We start from the raw sequence: 19,120 nt of genomic DNA, 5'->3' as shown, positions 1-19,120 counted from the left end.
TCGGAGAATAAACTATATTAGAAACATAGCCAAACGAAACAAACCGGCTAGACAAGAAAACAAATTCCCAGGAGAAATCCAAATGATTATTTCTGAACTAAACACCCTAGAAACAGTTGAAGCAGTCAGTGTTGTTGGTGGTATTGTAGATCGTTCATACAATCAAACTGACTTCATTGGTATTACTTTTGCGTCTCTCAATGCTTTTCAGACTGTAATTACATCTCCCGGCAATCCTGCTAATAACAGTGCTGCTGCTGGTGCTAAAGCTGATGCACAAAACAACCGCTCCTTAGCTGGTGTACCGTTTTTTGTAACTTCCTACACCAAAGCTGATACTATGGCTGTAACCGAGACATTAGGTAGCTCTTTCTCCGCCAGCACATCTGTTGCTGTAATCGCCTTGGCATTGTAACGGCTAAATATTTAGATTGATAGTTCTTGCTTTAGCGCTATGGACGCAAAGCGTCTTCCTCAAAGGAGCAATAACTATCAATGATCTCAAACAATTGCAATTGACTTCGTAGAACACTAAACACAGACACTACTCAACTTTCAATACTTGTGAAAGAGAGTGGTTTCTGTGTTAGAAGTGTTGATGATTGAATAAAAGTACTTGCGGAAAACTCCCCGCACTAAAAATGTAATCTACGAAATAGACTCAGTCATGAGTAAGCACTTAATTATCAAGGACTTAGATTATTTACAGGAAATTGGCGCAAGTAGTCCTGTCACAGGTGGCAATGTTCATGTTAGCACTGGTACAACTGTAAATTCTGGATATGCGGGAGCTTTTGCAGTTGCTCTTGCTGAAGGTGAGCATACTTTTACTGATACTCAGACTTTAGCAAGAGTTATATTATCTGGGAATTTTAGTATGAGTTTAGCTAGAGCAAGAGCCATTGCATTTGCTAGCACTGGAAACCGGATTTATCAGAGTGTAAGTAATCAAACTACTATGTCATTTCATTTCTTCAACTCCACTAGTTTTTGAATCAATGAATGATTACAGCAGGTATAGTAGTCCGTAACCAACCCAATTGCTTGATAAAATTTCTGCAAACACCATCAAACTTACCAGGGTACTACCAATGAATATTAATGATTTAAATATAATCGAAACCGTTGAAGCTGAAGACGTGATTGGCGGTTGTCGAAATCGATTTTGGAGAGGAAGACAAAATCACCAACATTGGAGAAATAGAAACTCACGAAGTTCTCGTAATATGCCGATAAATCACATCAATATTCAGGTATTTATTGTGAATAACTTTCAGTTTCTCACCAATATAGCCAACATCATAGCAGGAAACGGCAGTACAAATATTATCGACCAATCGAATCTTGCTAGTTCTGAAACTCAAGGTATGTTTTAGTTTGAGTTGTAAATTCAGGTTTGCTTTTGATTGTCATTTCTGGAAGTAAGAGATAAAACCGGACATAGATACCCCACTAGTGGGGTATCTGGATATTATTGTGTTAATTAGAGCTATTACTTCAAATAAATGAGTAAGTTTAATCCGGGAATAGTGCGGGAAAGAGTCCATAAAACCAGGGTAAGATATAGTAAACCCAAACCCCACTGATACCAGGCCAGGGTGGCGATAATACCTGGTAAATGTTCATCCCGGAGGCGAATATCGTTAAAACCTAACCTAACTAAGTTATTCAAACTAAAGTCATAGTAATTGAGCCAGTTCCAACGACGATTCCATAATAAATGCATATATCTTTCTCGGAATGTTTGATTTCTGGGTATGACAGGTAATCGCCCAATTAATAATCGTAACTGGCGAAAAGTGCCATCTTCAGTAAAATAGGAAACATCCATTAAATCGTGATAACGACCTTGTTGGTAAAGGCGGACAATTAAAGCCACTGGTAGAGGGACAATAATAATTACCAGACACCCTAGGGTTAGCCAAGGGTATTCAGCATTGCGAAAAATAGCTAATAAACTAAAGAGTGTTAACAAGCTAAAACCAACACATATAGAGATGGTTTCGTAATAGGTGGGAATAATGGGAACGGGATGTAAGCGACGACAGCGGTCTATGAGCCAGAATAACCAGCCGAAAAAAGCGATCGCCACACCTCCGACACCAAAGACTAACCAAAAGCTGGTACCATAGCCACTCAGGAGGAGTAATAGACTCAAAGCCAACCATCTGGCTGCTTGTAGGAACCACACGCCAGGGGAAAGGGGTTGAGCAATCACCAAGCGATCGCTAAGGTGATAAGTATCTAAATCGATATCTGCTAAACTTAGCAGATCACCACGATTACGGAATGGTTTAATTATACGACGACGGGCGATCGCCTCTGCCTGAGTTGCACTAAAACCCAAATCAAGCAAACTTTGGCGACTAGCAGTATTAATATTCCTATCTACCAACCGATGGGTTAACTCCCGCAAACGTAGTTTTTGTTTTGTATACTCCAACTGATTAGCGTCAGCGATTTGCTGCTGCTGACGGAAATTTTGCCCCAGATTGCGCAAAATATTCTGATTACCCTGAGAACTAGGAACCCGGAACCTTTGACCAATTTCCCCAGGATTTCCTAGAATTTTACCTTGATTAGAATTAAAAGTCAGACCGGGGACATTTAAAAAAGCCTCCTGAGAAAACCGCGCATCACTAAAATCCGCCTGATTCAAAATACTAGCACCACGCAAATTCACAGCATCATTAAAAATAGCTGCGCGAAAAACTACAGCTTGTTCAAAAATAGTTTCCGTAAAAAAAAGATACTGATGAAAATCAGCCTGACCAAAGTTGACAGTACCAGCAAAGCGCACACCGGAAAAATCTACATTTCCCAACCATTGCGACCTATTAAATTTAGCTGACTGCTGAAAACTAGCCTCATTGAACTTAGTAGACTCCGAGAAAGTGCTATTTTGGAAATCAGCCCGATCCTGGAATTGCGCCCTTTGAAAATTCAACTGATCAAAAAACACAGTACCTTTAAAATTAATTCCTTGGCGAAAACTAGCACCACTGAACCCCACAGAGCGGCTAAATCTAGTTTCTTCCCAGTTACTAGACTGGATAAAAATAGCATTCTGAGCATTCACAGGCTGAAAAAAGAAAGTATGAGAGAATTGCACCTCCCCATTAAAACGGGTTCCCACCAGATTTAAAGAACCACGAAAAATATTGATTTCACTAGCAGTTCCGCCACTTCCCAAAAGTGCGCGACAGTCAGGAGAACTAGGTAAAGCTATCCCCAAAGACTGCAAACAAACAGAACGTAAACTTTCCAATTGTTCCTGTTCACCACGGGTCAAAATAGGAGCATAAACAGGCGGTTCACTAGATACAGGCGCAGCATAAATAGGAGTTCTCAAACCCAAATCCCTACCCAAAAAACTCCCCTCAACCAGAGAACCACTCAAATCCAAACCCAAAGGCTTAGTCCCCGACCTTTGTAACTCCCTGCGCAGCAACTGGTAAAAATCATCCCGAAACCTCCCATTTTCCGGTCGCAAATCAATCACCATCTGCCGTAAATCCACAGTCAAACTCCCCTCACGGATTACCGGTGTCCGCAATCGTTCTTGTAACAACTCCAGACTTAAAGGAGTAAGTTCCAGTTGACTAGGAGACGCCCTAACCGGGAGAGAGAAAAAAAGCCAGCCAACGCAGACATAAACCAAAAGCCAATGCAGACATAAATCTAATTTTATCTTTGCGCCCCTTTGCGCCCCTTTGCGCCCCTTTGCGTTTAAAAAAAAACTGAATCACTAATTACCCATAAAAAGAACAATCTTACCCATCTATAGCACCAGACTAGGTGCAGTTGACAAGCCGCCAAAAGCCAGGGGCGATCGCTAGTATAGTTCTTTCTGAAAAAACACAATCCCGACGTTGCTAATACACCGGGATTGCTCATGTCTATTTTATAGACTTTTATGGATTGTCTTGATTAGCACCCCGTTTTTTGAGAGAGGCGATCGCGTCTACATCTAGGTTTAAAATAGAAGATATCAAGCTGGTATCGGTCAATTCTCCTAAGACGCTGGAGACCTTAACATCTTGGCTAACCTTGACTTGCTCGGATGCAGTATCAACTGTTGCGTCGATTAATTCTTCTACTCCGGAGAATAGGGAGCCAAACAGAGAAGATGATATGTTCATGAGTTACTCGTTACGATTAAATTATCCGCCCGGAGAATGGGCGTGTTAAATCTTAGACTATTAAGTATAAGTCTACCACAATACGCCTGTTCGGGAGGGTGAAGATATCCACACTAATTAATTCTTAAACCGTATTGCTAATTAGCAGATACCCGAATTCCTCCAAGAAATTCGGGGGATGTTTATCTGAGAGGATGTTTGTCAAGTCATGATTAGTGTATCAACTATTGCTTGACCCCACCCTCTCCTTGCAAGGGTAGGTTTTTAATATGATCTGTGAAGGCAAGACTAGGAAGACAAGGAAGGAAAGTGGACAAGGAAGATTTTATACGGACAATGGTCTTTTAAGGGGCTATTTTTCTTACTAAAAATACAGACTTTGTACTGTTTTTCTCCCTTGTCACCTTGTCCACCTTGTCCACCTTGTCTTGTCCTTGTACGGGGAGGGGACTGGATTTTATTGTTTTTTGTGCGGTCGGTGAGCGAAGTCGAACCGTGTTCACCAATCCTTCCTATTCCCTGCTCCCTGCTCCCTGTTCCCTGTTCCCCATTCCCTAAGATAAAAATTACCTGTTGAAAACTTATCAAACATCCTCTGAGAATTTCACTGCGGCGAAATGTAAGCAGTGAGAAAATCGTGATATTTGTGCAACGCATCTTGAGAAAATTCAGGGTTATACCACACTAGGGTCACTTCCGACTCAAAACTGCCTTGAGGATGTCTAATTTTTCTGTGTGCTAAACTTTCTCGGACAAAACCATGTCGATCATAAAACTGTATAGCTTTTTGGTTACTTTCATGGGGCAACAGTTCAAATCTGAGAATATGGCGCATATTCAATTTAATTTCTGCTAGATAAGCATCTAAAAGTTGCCCACCATATCCGGCACTTTGATATTCTGGGTGTATCATCTTGACTTCTCCCTTGGTTGAAACACAAGGGATTCTAAACTGATGTTGCTACGCGGTCTGAAGACACGCTATGCAACGTTTACGATATGATTTATTTAACCTAATAAACAAGTCATATCGTTGTGGCACAGTCAAAGATGCCCTACCCACCTCGGCTAAACATAAACCTAGCTGTGTGGTTACTTTTCTTAAAATATTTGCTGCAGCTTGAGCATCTGCGGAGATTAATAATCCTTTAGCAGATTGGTATAATCCACGCTTGACCCTTTTCCCTGACGGTTTCCATCCTGCGGGTTTTTCACCATGCGTGTAGAGGCTATCGTCATCCAGGTAAGACGCTTTTGATGTATACGCTTCTTCCGTTAATGTCACAATAATTCCATATTCATTAGCCAATTCCTTTAATCTTTGAATCAATCTCCCTGTGGGGATGGGGACAAAGTTTTGATTGTTTGCCTTACCTAAATTAGCATTAACTTTTTGTCCTTGATTCCATCCAATAACTATATTTCCTATCTGGTCATTCAGACATCTGTTAACAATGAATCTAGCTGCTTTGTTAATGGCATCTCGCATCTGGTTATTGCGTTTGCGTTGAATACGGTCAAGGTTAGCATCCCAATAAAAATCAGACTTACCTTGCTTATATTTGGCAACTAAACGGCAATAACCTTGATTCATTGATTTTAGTTTCTTACCATCAATGATTAAACTTTTCCCAAGAGTAGAAACACCTGTTAACCAATTAGTCCCTCCGTGGTCAAATCCCCATGCTTGGGAGTAATCAAGATGTGGGTTGTTTTCAATTGGTTGCTTACCATCATCAATTACCCAGTCAATCCAGAAAAGACCATAATAAGGACGAACTGTTACTTCCTTTACCCAATCGGAATCAATAAAATCAGGCAAGGTTAGTTTGATATCTGTGATTAATTCTGGTTTGGTTTCTTTACTTATTGATGGCTTGAAATAACCATCTTTAAAAGTAAGTGCTTGTCTTGGGAATGTTACTGCCGCTAATCCTCCTTTTTTACGATACTTAGGTAATGAGGGTCTATCAACCTCCCCGTTGTAATAAGCTTTAACCAATCCGTTATAACTGGTTATTGCTTCACCAACTAGTTTTAAGGTTTGTTGTGCTGCTTGTGCGGCTAAACTTTTGTAATGGGGGTTATCTTTAAGAGTTTTATCTAATTCCGGGTAAGTTGTTTGGCAATAATAAGTTTTCCATCCACTACGCAATTCGTCGCCAGACCAATAAGTTGTAAAAGCATTGTCCATGCTTTCCAGTCGTGCGTAATGACTTTGACGAGTATAGTAAATTGCACAATTTATTAAGCTATTTGAGTGTTGGCATTGGTCAACCCAAAAAGCTTTTTCTTCATCAGTGAATTTAGCTCTGATTGGAATTGTTCTGTACAATCTTTACTCACCTACTGTTTAGAAGTATAGTTGAAACAACTTGTAAAATCAACAATATACAATGGCTAAATTATCAAAAGAAGATTATGAGTACAGATGAACCGAAAACTCTGTATCATCAATCAACTACCACTTTGTTTTTGTACCAAAGCGTAGAAGACCAGTATTAATTAAAGATGTTGCTACACGATTACAAGAAATTATTTTTGACTTAGTTACTGAACATGGATGGAAATTAATTGGACTTGAAGTTCAACCAGACCTCACTTTTTTATTAATGCGCCGACCCATGAATCCCCAGCAGATATCGCTAGATGGGTTAAAGGTAGGGCGTCGAATTACTTAAGAAAAGAATTTCCACAATTAAAAAAGCTACCTTCTTTGTGGACACCAACCTACTTTGTTGCGACAACTGGACAAGTAAGCACTGAGGTAGTTAAAAAATATATTGAAAACCAGCGTGGAAAATGAGCAAACAGGGGGATAAATCCCCTTGAGTCGGGTTTCATCACCCTCGCTGAAGCGGAGGGGTTCTCACCCTCCCACTATATTTTCGATAGTTGCATCACTGAGGACATGGGCGAGGCTCCTAAATTCTGAAGTAAAAGCCTTTAAGTAACCAACAATTTTATCGTCCTTTTCAATTACTAAAATTAGTCCCCTCTCTAGTCCTTGATGGACAACTGTCCTGATATATTCCCAGGTGATCTCGTCTTGTTCCTGGGTTAAGTTACCTTGATTAACTCTAGCGACAATTTTATATAAATGGTATATTGCCCAAATATCCTTGGCAGTGGCTTTGCGGATAGTTGCAGTATACCCTGCTTTGTGTTGATTTATTTGTGCTGGTAGTTGTGAAGTTTTCAACTGTCCTACCTCCCCCATAAACCTTTCCCTTCTCTATTATCTCTTGCTCTGAGGATATTGAGTACAGTTTTCCTCATCAATCAATGAAAAAAATACTCAGTAATAATGCGCGTGGTGATCAGGGTATATATACTTTTAGGAAATGTTACAGTAAAGTAGATTTGCCTAGGAGTGCAAAAATGTCATATTATCTTAACAGTGGGGTTAATATATTGACATAAAGCGATCGCTCTAGAAACAATCCCAAAATAGGTAAAATAAATAAGGATGATGACGATCAATTGATGAATTAGTTATCCTAGGAAAACAGACTCAGCCTCAATTCCTGAGTTTAATCAGGTAATTGTGCTGTTCAAGCAGACCAAAGCAAGCCAAGTAAACCAAGACCAAACCACATCTTAACTACAAAAGAGCTTCCATAATCATAATGCCTGTGATTGAGAAAAAACGAACTCGCGATCTACCCCAAATCAATGAACGCATCCGGTTCCCCAAGATTCGAGTCATTGACACTGATGGCGCCCAATTAGGAATTATGCCACCACAAGAAGCACTACAACTAGCCGAAGAAAAAGAGCTAGATTTAGTATTGCTCAGTGATAAGGCTGACCCACCGGTTTGTCGAATCATGGATTATGGGAAGTACAAGTTTGAGCAGGAGAAGAAGGCACGGGAAGCCCGGAAAAAACAACACACAGCTGACGTAAAAGAAGTAAAGATGCGCTATAAAATTGAAGAACACGACTATAACGTACGTGTGAAACAAGCAGAGCGCTTTCTCAAAGATGGAGATAAAGTAAAGGCAACTGTAATGTTCCGGGGTCGAGAAATTCAACACGTTGATTTAGCAGAAGATTTGCTTAAGCGCATGGCCAAAGATTTAGAGTCCCTGGGTGAACTACAGCAAGCGCCGAAAAAAGAAGGCAGAAATATGATGATGCTGATTTCGCCCAAAAAATAATTCTCCGATTTTTCCAGATATCCAGCATAATAGATGACCCCTAGTTGGGGAAGTCGCTGCAAAGTTGATAGTCCTGGGCGCTGAGTGATTAAAATCATACTCAGATGCTCGGGACTTTGGCAATTTATCCAGTCTAAATACCCCAGAGAAATTACTATGTATGTCCTTATAGGTGGAGCCGGCTTAGTTGGGCTAAATTTAGCACAAAAATTACTAGAACTAGGGCATACAGTAGCCTTAATTGATCATGATCCTCACGCCTGTCGCTATGCTCGTGAACAAGTGGGAGCAATGGCTTTTGAAGGTAGCGCCGTCAGTACAGACACCTTATTAGAAGCAGGAATACGCAAAGCCGATGCTTTAGCAGCTGTGCTCAGAAGTGATGCTTTGAACTTAGCCATGGTAACCTTGGGTAAACACTATGGGGTTCCCCTGATGATTTCCCGGATGCGTCACCGTGATTTTACTGAACCGTTGCGTATAGCTGGCGCTAATCATATCATCAGCACTGTAGAATTAGCGGTTTCCACCATGGTGAATGCCATTGAGTATCCACAAGTAGAATCAATCATGCATTTTGAACAGGGAAAAATCGAAGTTTTGAAACTGGTGATCCCTAATAATTCCGATGTTGTTGGTAGTAGTGTGGCGGAAATTGCTCAAAATCCTAAATTTCCTAAAGGTTCTTTAATTATTGGTTATCAACCTCATCCCCAGACAGATTTAATTATCCCCAATGGTAGTACCATCCTAGAACCAGAATCGACAGTGTTAATTGTCACTAAAGCAGGATTTTTACACCAAGTTATTGATTTTCTGCAAGGTAGCAAGTAATTAATCATCCTCAAGTTGTAATAATTTTTCATCAATAGTCTGGCAGCGATCGCGTAAAATTGCCTCAGACAGGATACCCTTACGCATAGCTTCAGTCAGTGCTGCTTTTTCAGCCAGAAGTAACCGGCGGCGGATAGCATCAAGTTTACTGCCATCTGGTCTTTTACTGCCAAACTCCTCAGGACGACGATTATAAAATTCCCTCAGTCTCTTTTCTGCATTAGCAATTCTCAACTGATAAGCCGAACGCATCTCCTCATAGACAAATTTCGGCAATACTCCGGACTTGAGCAGACTATCTAATTCATCCTGGGCCGCCTTACCGGTAATTAATTCTGCTTGCATTTCCTCCACCAGGTGACGCGAAGGGGAAAACTCAGATAAATTTAAACCTTTAACTAACCAAGGTAAACTCACACCTTGTCCCACCAAAGACAGTAAAACCGTCCCAAAGACAACGGCAATAATGCGTTCTCGCTCCGCCAGTCCAGAGGGTATACTTAAAGCCAAGGCCATAGACAAGGAACCCTTAATATTACCGATAAATAAAAGGTGTTGCCAAGGCCAAGGTATAGGACGGTCAAACCAACTGACCATTGCCAACAGAGGATACACAGAAACTATCCGCCCGATTTGGTAAGCCAGAATAGCTAATAATACCCCTGGTAGAGTGTACCAGAGAGTTGTCAGGTCAACCTCCAAACCAATCAACAAAAAAATCAAGCTATTGACACCAAAACCCAGAGACTCCCAAAAAGTAAGTAAAGTCAAACGAGTAGAAGCCGACACATCACCTGCAATACCCTTAGTCCCCACAATTAAGCCAGCCACCACCACAGCCACCACACCGGATACACCCAGCAATTGCCCAGCCTGAAAAGTCCCCAAAGCCACCGCCAATGTCAGTAAAATACTACTAAGGGGCTCATCGGAACGGATAAATAAACCCGTACTCAAATAACCCATAACTAAGCCCACCAAAGTACCACCCAGGATAACCACAAACAATTGTTGAAAACCATCCAGGATGATCACAGAGCCAGGGATCTGAAATTGTAAAATTAAGCTAAATAGAACCAGCGCTACACCATCATTAAATAAACTTTCTCCTTCCACAATGCTAGACAGTCGGGCCGGGACAGATACCTCCTTGAACACAGCAATCACTGACACAGTATCAGTATTTGCTAAAATCACCCCAGTTAACAGTGCAGCTATCCAATTCAGACCCAGTCCCCATTTTAAAATTACTGCTGTCACCGCCGCAGAAATCACAATTCCCGGTCCGGCTAACAAAGCAATAGGTTTAACAGTACTACGTAAACGGCTAATATCAGTATTAATTGCGGCTTCAAACACCAAAATTGGTAAACATAAATTTAATATGAGAGAATCATTTAAACCAATGCGACGGGGTAAGAATTCCGTAATTGCTAGTCCCGCCAACACTAAACCGGCGACATAGGACACTTTCAGACGCCGCGATAGCAGCGCCACACCTGTAGCCACCAACAGAAGAATAATTGAAACTTTGACTAATTCAGTAACATCCACTGGTATTTTGACCTAACTCACTCAATATAAAATACTACTAATTTCCACTTATGCTCATAGAAACAGCAATTGGTGAAGAAATCATCACAACGAACCTCAAACAGTTTCTGTTAGTGCTTTCCGTATCTTTGGGAGTAGCCACCTTACCACAGGTAGTTGGTTGGTTTCGTCATATACCATATACTTTACTCCTGGTGATTGTCGGCTTAGGGTTAGCCTTTGTCGATGTCCGTCTAGTCACCCTTTCCCCTGAGTTAATTTTATTCATTTTTCTACCGCCCCTATTATTTGAAGCCGCGTGGAATTTGCGCTGGGAGGAGTTAAAGCGGAATTTGGTGACAATTTGCCTATACGCAGTTTTAGGGGTGGTAATCTCCATTGCAGGTGTAGCAGTGGGACTAAATCAACTAGGGGGGATATCCCTAACCACAGCCTTACTGATTGGTGCTAGTTTATCCGCCACTGACCCGGTTTCTGTAACCGCTTTATTCCGGGAGTTGGGGGTGGGTAAAAGTCTCACCACGATGATGGAGGGCGAAAGCTTATTTAATGATGGCATGGCGGTAGTAGCCTTTGGTTTTTTGCTGGCCCTGTCCTTGGGAAATGCTCAATTGGGTATCCAGCCGATTTTATTACAGCTGGGGGTAGTCACGGGGATTGGGGTAGCAGTGGGGGGATTAATTGGCTTTGGTATTTCTTATCTCACCCAACGCTTTGATTTACCCATGGTGGAACAGTCTTTAACTCTGGTTTGTGCTTACGGTACTTACCTGATTGTGGAGGAGTTGGGCGGTTCCGGTGTGATTGGAGTGGTGACCACAGGGTTAATTTTAGGTAACTTTGGCTCTCGTATAGGTATGAACCCCCGCACTCGGGTTATTGTTTCGGAATTTTGGGCTTTTTTAGCATTTTTTGTAAATTCTATAGTTTTCTTGTTGATTGGCGACCAAATTCGCTTTAGTATTTTGGGGGAAAACCTGCAAATCATTGCCATCACAGTCGCAACTATGATTTTAATGCGGGCTATTAGTATTTATCTTCTCAGCAATTTGAGTGCTGTAATTACCCAATATCAAATCCCCTTACCTGAACAAACGGTTTTATGGTGGGGTGGAGTTCGTGGTTCTGTTGCTATTGCTTTAGCTTTAAGTGTACCGATAGGACTACCGGAGCGAGAAAAAATTATTGCGACGGTGTTTGGAGTGGTTTTATTTACTCTACTAGTTCAGGGGTTGACCATTAAACCTTTGCTGCAAAAGTTAAATCTGTTGGGTGATGCGCCTCTACGTGAGCAATATTTAGAATTTGCTACTCGTTATGTAGCTTTAGAAAGGGTTTTGCGACGCCTGGAAAAAGACCACCGTCCGGGTATTAACCCTGAGTTTTACCGTTACCAGGAGACACTAATTCAAGGTGAGATGAAAAATCTACAAAGCAAAATCGACCAGTTACAGCTTGAGTATCCTCATCTTAGTACTTTTATTACTGAACAGTTCCAAGATGAGCTCTTGGCTATTGAGGCTGATACTTATGCGGAGTTTGTCCGCGCTGGTCGGTTAAATACGGAACTAGCTCCGATGCTGACAGATGTGTGGGAAAATGGTAAGGGCTAAACAAAGATCATATATTTATCGACTTATTTATCGACTGGTTTTGTTCCACTTATCTAAAATATCCTTAAATACCAGTTCTTCTATCCAGGTTTTCGCAACTACCGCCAAGGGTAGCGCCATGACTAACCCTAAAGCACCGAAGAAGCTGGCGAAAAAGATTTGTGCTGTGAGGGTAAAAGCTGGTAAAAGCGCTACCTGTTTGGCCATGACTGTGGGTGTTAACCAATAGCTTTCTATGTTCTGAATAATCACGTATAGAATTAAAACCGCGATCGCCTTCCATGGTGTATCAAGAAAGGCGATAGTCATGGGTAAAATTACGCTTAAAGTCGGTCCAATATTGGGAATAAAATTGAGTAATCCCGCAAGTACCGCATGAGCCAGTGCTAAGGGTACTTGTAAAATTAGCAGTCCTAACCCGCTTAAAAAGGCAATAAATACCATTTCAATTAAAGCGCCAATTGTCCAGTTTCCCAAGCCCTCACCGCATAAGGTCAAAATTTGTTGGACGCGATGACGGTAAAATGACGGAAAACAGCGTACAAATACGTTACGATAGGGTTGAGGATTAGCTAACAGCATCAAAGTTAGAACTATGACTAGTAGAAATTGTAAGACGGCAGTCACTCCAGTAGAGAAAAATGCGATCGCCTGTCTAATGAGATTTTCAGTTAATGGCTGTAGTTGTTGAATTAAATTATTAATATCTGGTAAGTTCGTCACATAGGGGCCAATGATTGTACCTTCTAACCAAGTGATGATCTGTTGAATGCGAGCTATTCCACTAGGAAATAACTGTACTAATTCCTGAAACTGGGAGATAAAAGGTGGGACAATGACCAGGAAAAAACCAACTAATAAACCGAAGAGAATCACCACACTCAGCCACACAGCCCAAATGCGCTGCATCCCCGACCTTTGAAAGCGCCGCACTAGCTGACTGGTTGCTGTTGCTAAGACAATAGCTGTAAATAAGAGTAACAATAACTGGCGAATTTCCCAGAGTATATAAAGTGAGATCACCAGTGCTAAAAATCCCAGTAATTGGCCGATTTTCATATTTTCCATAATCCGTGATCTCTACCGCATAAATTGCCGCTACTGACCAATCACATCGGACTGCTGATGAAAAATCAATTATTTCAGGTTTTTTGGATTGTAGGAACAGCAATGACGCTGCTTTTAACTGGGTGTGAACAGGTAATTGAGTATTTACCACCGTTACCTGAAATGGAGATGCCATCAGCTAATTTACCACAGTTGCCACAAACAGCCCAGTCTAATACAAACGACCAAATAGAGATTTTAGTTCGACAACTGATTAATCAGAGGCGTGAAGATGAACAACTTCCGCCTTTAGAGCATAATGAAAAACTAGCACAGGTGGCTCGTAACTACAGCCGACAAATGGCAGAAAATAACTTTTTCAGTCATACCGGTATTGATGGTAGCACCCTAGAAGATAGAGTTAAAGCTGGTGGTATTATCTACTGGGTGGTAGGTGAAAATCTTTTCACAACTAGGAATATTCCCCAACCGGCGGAAGTTGCTGTTGATGGTTGGATGCAAAGCCCTGGACATCGTGAGAATATTCTCCGTCCGGTTTTTAGAGAAACTGGGGTAGGAGTTTGGCGAGTTAACAATACCTATTACATCACTCAGCTGTTTTTGCGGCGTTGAACAGCAATTAAGAACTATGTGAAATGTCAGCACCTTTCTATGGGGTCATATTTTGATAAAAATATGGACTAATAGATAGATTTTTTGGCGTTCAAATTTTCCCATAATTCACACTTTTAGTAGTGCAATCACCCGAGTTAATCGTTAAGAATTAGGCTGTATGATTATACATCTATCTGGGGAATTTTGTCTATTAAAAAGGTCTTGAATGATTGGATAATTGACAATATGCAACATTTATTGTTAAAAAAATGCGCTAATTTTGTAGTTCAAGAGTTTTTGTCTTTTTGGTTTTGATGAGTCAATGAATTCCATAGATAAAATAAAATTTCTCAGCTAAGAATTTTCCTGAAATTAATTTATTTGTCTGAAAACTTGAGTAATAAAACTGGAGTTAAGGCTATGGCATTTTTTGGCTATCACGCCTCTCACGAGCAGTTTAAACCGAGCGCTCTTTTAGAATATGTAAAAGCCGCTCATCAAGCTGGATTCAGTGGTGTGTCTTGTTCCGATCACTTTCATCCGTGGAGCGATCGCCAAGGAGAAAGCGGTTATGCTTGGTCCTGGTTAGGTGCTGCAATGCAGGTTACACCCTTAAATTTTGGTGTAGTTTGCGCCCCTGGACAACGCTATCACCCAGCGATTATTGCTCAAGCTGCGGCGACCCTGAGTGAAATGTTTCCCGACCGTTTCTGGCTAGCATTGGGGAGCGGACAAGCATTAAACGAACAGATTACAGGGGACTTTTGGCCAGCCAAAACTGTCCGTAATATGCGTTTGAGAGAGTGCGCCGAGGTCATACGTACCCTATGGACTGGGGAAACCATCACCCACTACGGTCTAGTAAATGTAGAACAAGCAAGACTTTATACTATACCATCCAAATCACCATTGATTATTGGTGCGGCCATTACCCCAGCAACTGCGGAATGGTTAGGAAGTTGGGCGGATGGAATGATCACTATTTCTCACCCAGAGCCAATGTTACAGGAAGTAGTGGAAGCATTCCGGCGGGGTGGTGGGGAAGGTAAGCCCATGTATCTCAAAGTACAACTTTCTTACGCACAGGAGGAAAGCACAGCTTTAGAGGGAGCATTTGAGCAATGGCGGACAAATATTTTCTCCAGTCCTGTATTAGCAGACTTGCGTCATCCCCAGCAATTTGAGGACATGGCGGAGTTTGTCAAACCAGAAGATATGTATAAACACATCCGCATATCAGCAGACCCACAACAACACATTGAATGGTTGCGCAAAGATATTGAACTGGGTTTTAGTCAAATTTATCTCCACAACGTTAACCGTCAACAGCAGAATTTCATCGAAGTATTTGGTAAGCAGGTCATCCCAGCCCTTCAAGGTAATAATTAAGGAGTCAATCAACTATGCGAGTAACTGTTGGCCCACCAATTCTGATGATTAACCATGGTAGCACCTTTATGTCTACTGACCTGGGTGGACAAATCAACCCCCATAGTCATCTGGGAATTTTTGCAGACGACACGAGGTTTTTAAGTAACTATAGCTGTTACATTGATGGTCATCCCTGGATTCGCCTAACTTCGGCCACCACAACATATTATGCAGCGCGGGTTTATCTGATTAATCCTGAATTTACTTGCAGACAGGGAAAAGTTAGCCAGGGTGATTTATCCTTAATTATTAGCCGCACGGTAGAAGAAGGAATTCATGAGGATCTGGATATTACTAATAATGCATGCCAACCTGTGACATTTAATCTCGAAATTGCCTTAGCTTCAGACTTTGCCGATATCTTCGAGGTAGAATCACAGGAATATGTGCGTCGGGGACATATTCAAACTAAATGGTGTGAAACAGAACATCAACTAGAAACCAGATATACAAATGGCTCATTTTCCCGTTGTTTGATGTACAAACCTTGTAACTTTACCTCCCGACCTTACTATGCAAACGGTCGCATTACCTTTGAGATATCACTAGAACCCAGTCAGACTTGGCACACTTGCTGTAAATATAATCTGATTGATCATGAGCGCGTGCGTGAAGCTGTTGATTTCTGTTATCAAGATATGGTAGACTTAAGTACCATCAATACAGAAATTGAAAGGCTACATTGTCAATGGCGGGACTCGGTAACTGGTATTGTCTGCGCGAATGAGGATGTAGTGCGACTGTATCGCCAATCAATTGAAGATTTAGGTTCACTACGATTATATGATTACGATTTTGGCCCTGATATTTGGCTACCCGCAGCAGGTGTACCGAAGTTTGTGGCGCTGTTTGGTCGTGACAGCTTGATTATCAGTTTGCAGAATATGATTGTTCATCCCGGTTTTGCTCGGGGGGCGCTGCAAAAATTAGGAGAGTTACAAGCTACTGATTTAGATGAATGGCGGGATGCTCAACCAGGTAAAATTCTCCATGAAATCCGCCAAGGTGAATTAGCATATTTTGCTAAAATCCCCCATACACCCTATTACGGTGCTGCTGACACTACACCTTTATTTCTGATTACTTTGCATGAAACCTGGAAGTGGTTAGGAGATAATTCTTTACTCCAGGATAACCGGGATATAGTGCTGCGTTGTCTGGAGTGGATTGATAATTATGGAGACTTAGATGGTGATGGTTTTCAAGAGTACCAAATGCAATCACCCGGGGGAATTGAAAATCAAGCTTGGAAAGATTCCGGTGATGCGGTGGTTTATCCCGATGGAAGCCAGGTAAAAGCACCAAAAGCATTATGTGAGTTACAAGGTTATGTGTTTGATGCTTGGATGCGGATGGCGGAGGTGTTTGATGTCCTGGGTGAAGGAAATTTTGCTCAAGAATTACGCACTAAAGCTGCTAAATTACAAATACGCTTTGAAGAGCATTTCTGGAGTGAGGATTTAGACTGTTATGTTTTTGCTCTAGACTCAGATAAGCAACCTGTGCGATCGCTCACTTCCAATGCTGGTCATTGTTTATGGAGTGGTATCGCCAGTCCTGAACGTGCTGCGCGTGTGGTGCAGCGGTTGATGCAACCAGATATGTGGAGTGGTTGGGGAGTTCGCACTTTAAGCACCAAAAATCAAGCCTATAATCCTTATTCCTATCATTTAGGTTCAATTTGGCCTCATGATAATGGGATCATCGCTATGGGGTTTAAGCGCTATGGTTTTACTGACGAGGTCGCCCAAATTGCTCACGGTATCTTTGATGCGTCCAAGTATTTTGCTAGCTATCGCCTCCCAGAACTATTTGCTGGTACTCAGCGTCAACCTGGAGCTTTTCCAGTTCCTTACATCCAGGCCAATGTACCTCAAGGCTGGGCTGCTGCATCGGTTTTTCATCTCATCCAAGCTATACTGGGTTTACAAGCTGATGCTCCCCATCAGTTGCTTTATGTTGACCCACATTTGCCACCATGGTTACCGGAAATGGAACTTCAGCAGGTGGAAATTGGTAACTCCCGTGTAGATTTGCAGTTTTGGCGACACGGTGAAGTTACCCATTGGGATGCGGTGGTGAAATCTGGGGAGGTGGAGGTCAAACAGGAAAGTTATTTCAGGAGTAATTTTCAGGAGTAATTTTTAAGTTGACCGGAAAACAGCAGGAATACTGACGGTAAATGTTGTCCCCTTGCCTACTTGACTATCTACGGAAATTGTGCCTTGGTGCAAGTCTACACATTTTTTAACTATGGACAAGCCCAAACCTGTACCAGCAATTTTACCGACGTTAGACCCGCGATGAAAAGATGTAAATAACTTAGCTTGATCTGCATCGGGAATACCAATCCCACTATCGCTGATTTTAAATATCAGTTTCTGCTTTCCTTGGGTCAAACTAAACTTGACTAAATGGTGCTCCAAAGAGTATTTAATCGCGTTGGTGAGCAGATTAGTCAGAATGTGTCTTAACAGTTTCTGGTCAAACTCAACTATGAAAAAATCGTCTGACATTTGCTGATCTAAACTACAAGAGAAATCTATTCTATGTTTGCTAGTGGTGGTTTGTATTTCTTCTGTGAGACGACGACAAAAAGCAATGATATCCCCAGATTCTGCTTGAAATTCCATGTTTTGAGCTTCAGCGCGGTTAATGAGCATTAACTCATCGAGGAGTTGAGTTACCCGCTGAACGGTTTGTTGGATGGTCTGGAGGTGCGCTTGTGTTTTTTGTGTATTCAGGCGATCGCCAAAATTTTGCAAAATCCCTGTAGATGAGGATATAATGGCTAGAGGTGTACGAATTTCATGGGCTGCGATGGTGAGCAAGTGCGATCGCATTTCGCTAATGGCTTTTTCCTGTGCTAAAGTTTGAATAATATTCTTTTGGGCTTGCTTGAGTGGAGTGATATCCCTGATTACCGATGCTATAGCAGTTGGTTGTTGGGTTTTCTCCTCTGGGATTAAGAAAAAATAAGCACTAGTATAAATCACTGCTCCTGTTTGTAAATGGCGCAGTCTGATTTCTCCTTCCCAATCACCTATCTTGAGAACAGTGGGTAAAATCTTGGCTGCAAATAAATAGCGGTCATCTGGATGAATATAATCCCGTAAATTTTCTTTTGTTAAAGAATTTTCGCCAGAAAAACCGATGAGGTTTTTACCAGAGTGATTGAGAAATATTAGTTGGTAATTAAGATTAATTATACCAATAAAATCAGAACTGTTTTTAACGATCATCGCCAGTTCTCCTGGCTCCGATGCAATTTTCCGGCGCTGATGTCTCTGGTAATTTAGATGTCCCCACCAAGTCAGTGCTAAAAAGAATACTAAAGCTATGATCACCAAGTAAAACAACTCCTGAATCAATGGATGTCCAGGTAAAAAGTCAAAGGCTTTCCTGTTACTGAAACCTAATAACCCATAGATACGTCGTGAAATACTTAACCGAGGATCAATAAATCTTTCCTGGGTTTTTACTACATCTGTATTAGTTAACTTTAGCCTAGTGTCTAGGCTATCCACAGTAATATTATTGAGTATATATTCAGTTTCTTGATTACGTAATAGTGCTGCACTTGAAGAGTTCAAAGATGGGGATAGGGCCAGGGTTGGCTTGTCGGTTACTACCCCTGCTATCAGTAAAACTAAAACCCATAATAGAGGGTGAAAATACTTTGATGATTTGAAAATCTTATACATTTGCACCTATGAAAATA

Annotated in this window: 17 protein-coding genes and 1 pseudogene; 10 read left to right on the top strand and 8 right to left on the bottom strand. The window is 41.4% G+C overall.

Going from position 1 to position 19,120, the window contains the following annotated elements:
* Nucleotides 1-82: 82 nt before the first annotated feature.
* The 3 genes from IM676_RS05375 to IM676_RS05365 all read left to right on the top strand — a co-directional run bounded on the left by IM676_RS05375 (nucleotide 83) and on the right by IM676_RS05365 (nucleotide 1,376).
* Nucleotides 83-415 (top strand): hypothetical protein, encoded by a 333-nt coding sequence (locus IM676_RS05375; RefSeq protein ID WP_200989266.1) that lies wholly within the window; start codon nucleotides 83-85, stop codon nucleotides 413-415.
* 252 nt (nucleotides 416-667) lie between these two features.
* Nucleotides 668-994, top strand: coding sequence for a hypothetical protein (locus tag IM676_RS05370; RefSeq protein WP_200989265.1), 327 nt, complete (start codon nucleotides 668-670; stop codon nucleotides 992-994).
* Nucleotides 995-1,091: 97 nt separating this feature from the next.
* Nucleotides 1,092-1,376 (top strand): hypothetical protein, encoded by a 285-nt coding sequence (locus IM676_RS05365; RefSeq protein ID WP_200989264.1) that lies wholly within the window; start codon nucleotides 1,092-1,094, stop codon nucleotides 1,374-1,376.
* A 116-nt stretch (nucleotides 1,377-1,492) separates the two neighbouring features.
* On the opposite strand, the gene IM676_RS05360 is transcribed toward IM676_RS05365, so the two are convergent.
* The 4 genes from IM676_RS05360 to IM676_RS05345 all read right to left on the bottom strand — a co-directional run bounded on the left by IM676_RS05360 (nucleotide 1,493) and on the right by IM676_RS05345 (nucleotide 6,477).
* Nucleotides 1,493-3,505, bottom strand: a complete 2,013-nt coding sequence (locus IM676_RS05360) for a pentapeptide repeat-containing protein (protein WP_225880503.1) — start codon at nucleotides 3,503-3,505, stop codon at nucleotides 1,493-1,495.
* A 409-nt stretch (nucleotides 3,506-3,914) separates the two neighbouring features.
* The gene (locus IM676_RS05355; RefSeq protein WP_200989263.1) at nucleotides 3,915-4,142 is read right to left on the bottom strand and encodes a hypothetical protein; all 228 of its coding nucleotides are present in this window, start codon (nucleotides 4,140-4,142) and stop codon (nucleotides 3,915-3,917) included.
* A 604-nt stretch (nucleotides 4,143-4,746) separates the two neighbouring features.
* Complete coding sequence (locus IM676_RS05350) at nucleotides 4,747-5,055, bottom strand: GNAT family N-acetyltransferase (RefSeq protein WP_200989262.1); 309 nt, start codon at nucleotides 5,053-5,055, stop codon at nucleotides 4,747-4,749.
* 48 nt (nucleotides 5,056-5,103) lie between these two features.
* Nucleotides 5,104-6,477 carry an RNA-guided endonuclease InsQ/TnpB family protein gene (locus tag IM676_RS05345; protein ID WP_200989261.1) on the bottom strand — a complete coding sequence of 458 codons (1,374 nt, stop codon included), beginning with the start codon at nucleotides 6,475-6,477 and terminating at the stop codon, nucleotides 5,104-5,106.
* Nucleotides 6,478-6,598: 121 nt separating this feature from the next.
* Between IM676_RS05345 and tnpA the strand changes: the two are divergent.
* A pseudogene (tnpA, locus tag IM676_RS05340) lies at nucleotides 6,599-6,924 on the top strand (IS200/IS605 family transposase); the annotation flags it as partial.
* Between the two features lie 87 nt (nucleotides 6,925-7,011).
* On the opposite strand, the gene IM676_RS05335 reads toward tnpA, so the two are convergent.
* On the bottom strand, nucleotides 7,012-7,344 hold the full coding sequence (locus IM676_RS05335; RefSeq protein ID WP_200989260.1) for a GNAT family N-acetyltransferase: 333 nt from the start codon (nucleotides 7,342-7,344) through the stop codon (nucleotides 7,012-7,014).
* Between the two features lie 427 nt (nucleotides 7,345-7,771).
* Here IM676_RS05335 and infC point away from each other — a divergent pair, with 427 nt between their 5' ends.
* Together infC and IM676_RS05325 are read left to right on the top strand one after the other, a co-directional pair.
* The gene (infC, locus tag IM676_RS05330; protein ID WP_200989259.1) at nucleotides 7,772-8,305 is read left to right on the top strand and encodes a translation initiation factor IF-3; all 534 of its coding nucleotides are present in this window, start codon (nucleotides 7,772-7,774) and stop codon (nucleotides 8,303-8,305) included.
* A 156-nt stretch (nucleotides 8,306-8,461) separates the two neighbouring features.
* The gene (locus tag IM676_RS05325; protein ID WP_200989258.1) at nucleotides 8,462-9,139 is read left to right on the top strand and encodes a potassium channel family protein; all 678 of its coding nucleotides are present in this window, start codon (nucleotides 8,462-8,464) and stop codon (nucleotides 9,137-9,139) included.
* On the opposite strand, the gene IM676_RS05320 is transcribed toward IM676_RS05325, so the two are convergent.
* Nucleotides 9,140-10,693 (bottom strand): cation:proton antiporter, encoded by a 1,554-nt coding sequence (locus IM676_RS05320; RefSeq protein WP_200989257.1) that lies wholly within the window; start codon nucleotides 10,691-10,693, stop codon nucleotides 9,140-9,142.
* A 50-nt stretch (nucleotides 10,694-10,743) separates the two neighbouring features.
* Between IM676_RS05320 and IM676_RS05315 the strand changes: the two genes are divergently transcribed.
* The gene (locus tag IM676_RS05315) at nucleotides 10,744-12,306 is read left to right on the top strand and encodes a cation:proton antiporter (RefSeq protein ID WP_200989256.1); all 1,563 of its coding nucleotides are present in this window, start codon (nucleotides 10,744-10,746) and stop codon (nucleotides 12,304-12,306) included.
* A 27-nt stretch (nucleotides 12,307-12,333) separates the two neighbouring features.
* On the opposite strand, the gene IM676_RS05310 is transcribed toward IM676_RS05315, so the two are convergent.
* Nucleotides 12,334-13,365 (bottom strand): AI-2E family transporter, encoded by a 1,032-nt coding sequence (locus IM676_RS05310; RefSeq protein WP_200989255.1) that lies wholly within the window; start codon nucleotides 13,363-13,365, stop codon nucleotides 12,334-12,336.
* A 66-nt stretch (nucleotides 13,366-13,431) separates the two neighbouring features.
* Between IM676_RS05310 and IM676_RS05305 the strand changes: the two genes are divergently transcribed.
* From IM676_RS05305 to IM676_RS05295, 3 genes are all read left to right on the top strand, one after another.
* Nucleotides 13,432-13,986, top strand: coding sequence for a CAP domain-containing protein (locus IM676_RS05305; protein ID WP_200989254.1), 555 nt, complete (start codon nucleotides 13,432-13,434; stop codon nucleotides 13,984-13,986).
* A gap of 402 nt (nucleotides 13,987-14,388) precedes the next feature.
* Nucleotides 14,389-15,357 carry a TIGR03885 family FMN-dependent LLM class oxidoreductase gene (locus tag IM676_RS05300; protein ID WP_200989253.1) on the top strand — a complete coding sequence of 323 codons (969 nt, stop codon included), beginning with the start codon at nucleotides 14,389-14,391 and terminating at the stop codon, nucleotides 15,355-15,357.
* Nucleotides 15,358-15,371: 14 nt separating this feature from the next.
* On the top strand, nucleotides 15,372-17,540 hold the full coding sequence (locus IM676_RS05295; RefSeq protein ID WP_200989252.1) for an amylo-alpha-1,6-glucosidase: 2,169 nt from the start codon (nucleotides 15,372-15,374) through the stop codon (nucleotides 17,538-17,540).
* A gap of 3 nt (nucleotides 17,541-17,543) precedes the next feature.
* Here IM676_RS05295 and IM676_RS05290 read toward each other — a convergent pair whose 3' ends face one another.
* The gene (locus IM676_RS05290; protein ID WP_225880456.1) at nucleotides 17,544-18,992 is read right to left on the bottom strand and encodes a PAS domain-containing sensor histidine kinase; all 1,449 of its coding nucleotides are present in this window, start codon (nucleotides 18,990-18,992) and stop codon (nucleotides 17,544-17,546) included.
* Between the last annotated feature and the right edge of the window lie 128 nt (nucleotides 18,993-19,120).

Source organism: Anabaenopsis elenkinii CCIBt3563, from assembly GCF_015245355.1.
GTDB classification, from domain to species: domain Bacteria; phylum Cyanobacteriota; class Cyanobacteriia; order Cyanobacteriales; family Nostocaceae; genus Anabaenopsis; species Anabaenopsis elenkinii.
The sequence above is the reverse complement of the archived record's forward strand: the minus strand, read 5'-3'. Positions and strand labels throughout refer to the sequence as shown.

Coding starts and splice junctions, on each gene's coding strand:
- IM676_RS05375 (WP_200989266.1), top strand. CDS start 83: ATGATTATTTCTGAACTAAACACCCTAGAAACAGTTGAAGCAGTCAGT.
- IM676_RS05370 (WP_200989265.1), top strand. CDS start 668: ATGAGTAAGCACTTAATTATCAAGGACTTAGATTATTTACAGGAAATT.
- IM676_RS05365 (WP_200989264.1), top strand. CDS start 1,092: ATGAATATTAATGATTTAAATATAATCGAAACCGTTGAAGCTGAAGAC.
- IM676_RS05360 (WP_225880503.1), bottom strand. CDS start 3,505: ATGGTGATTGATTTGCGACCGGAAAATGGGAGGTTTCGGGATGATTTT.
- IM676_RS05355 (WP_200989263.1), bottom strand. CDS start 4,142: ATGAACATATCATCTTCTCTGTTTGGCTCCCTATTCTCCGGAGTAGAA.
- IM676_RS05350 (WP_200989262.1), bottom strand. CDS start 5,055: ATGATACACCCAGAATATCAAAGTGCCGGATATGGTGGGCAACTTTTA.
- infC (WP_200989259.1), top strand. CDS start 7,772: ATGCCTGTGATTGAGAAAAAACGAACTCGCGATCTACCCCAAATCAAT.
- IM676_RS05325 (WP_200989258.1), top strand. CDS start 8,462: ATGTATGTCCTTATAGGTGGAGCCGGCTTAGTTGGGCTAAATTTAGCA.
- IM676_RS05315 (WP_200989256.1), top strand. CDS start 10,744: ATGCTCATAGAAACAGCAATTGGTGAAGAAATCATCACAACGAACCTC.
- IM676_RS05310 (WP_200989255.1), bottom strand. CDS start 13,365: ATGAAAATCGGCCAATTACTGGGATTTTTAGCACTGGTGATCTCACTT.
- IM676_RS05305 (WP_200989254.1), top strand. CDS start 13,432: ATGAAAAATCAATTATTTCAGGTTTTTTGGATTGTAGGAACAGCAATG.
- IM676_RS05300 (WP_200989253.1), top strand. CDS start 14,389: ATGGCATTTTTTGGCTATCACGCCTCTCACGAGCAGTTTAAACCGAGC.
- IM676_RS05295 (WP_200989252.1), top strand. CDS start 15,372: ATGCGAGTAACTGTTGGCCCACCAATTCTGATGATTAACCATGGTAGC.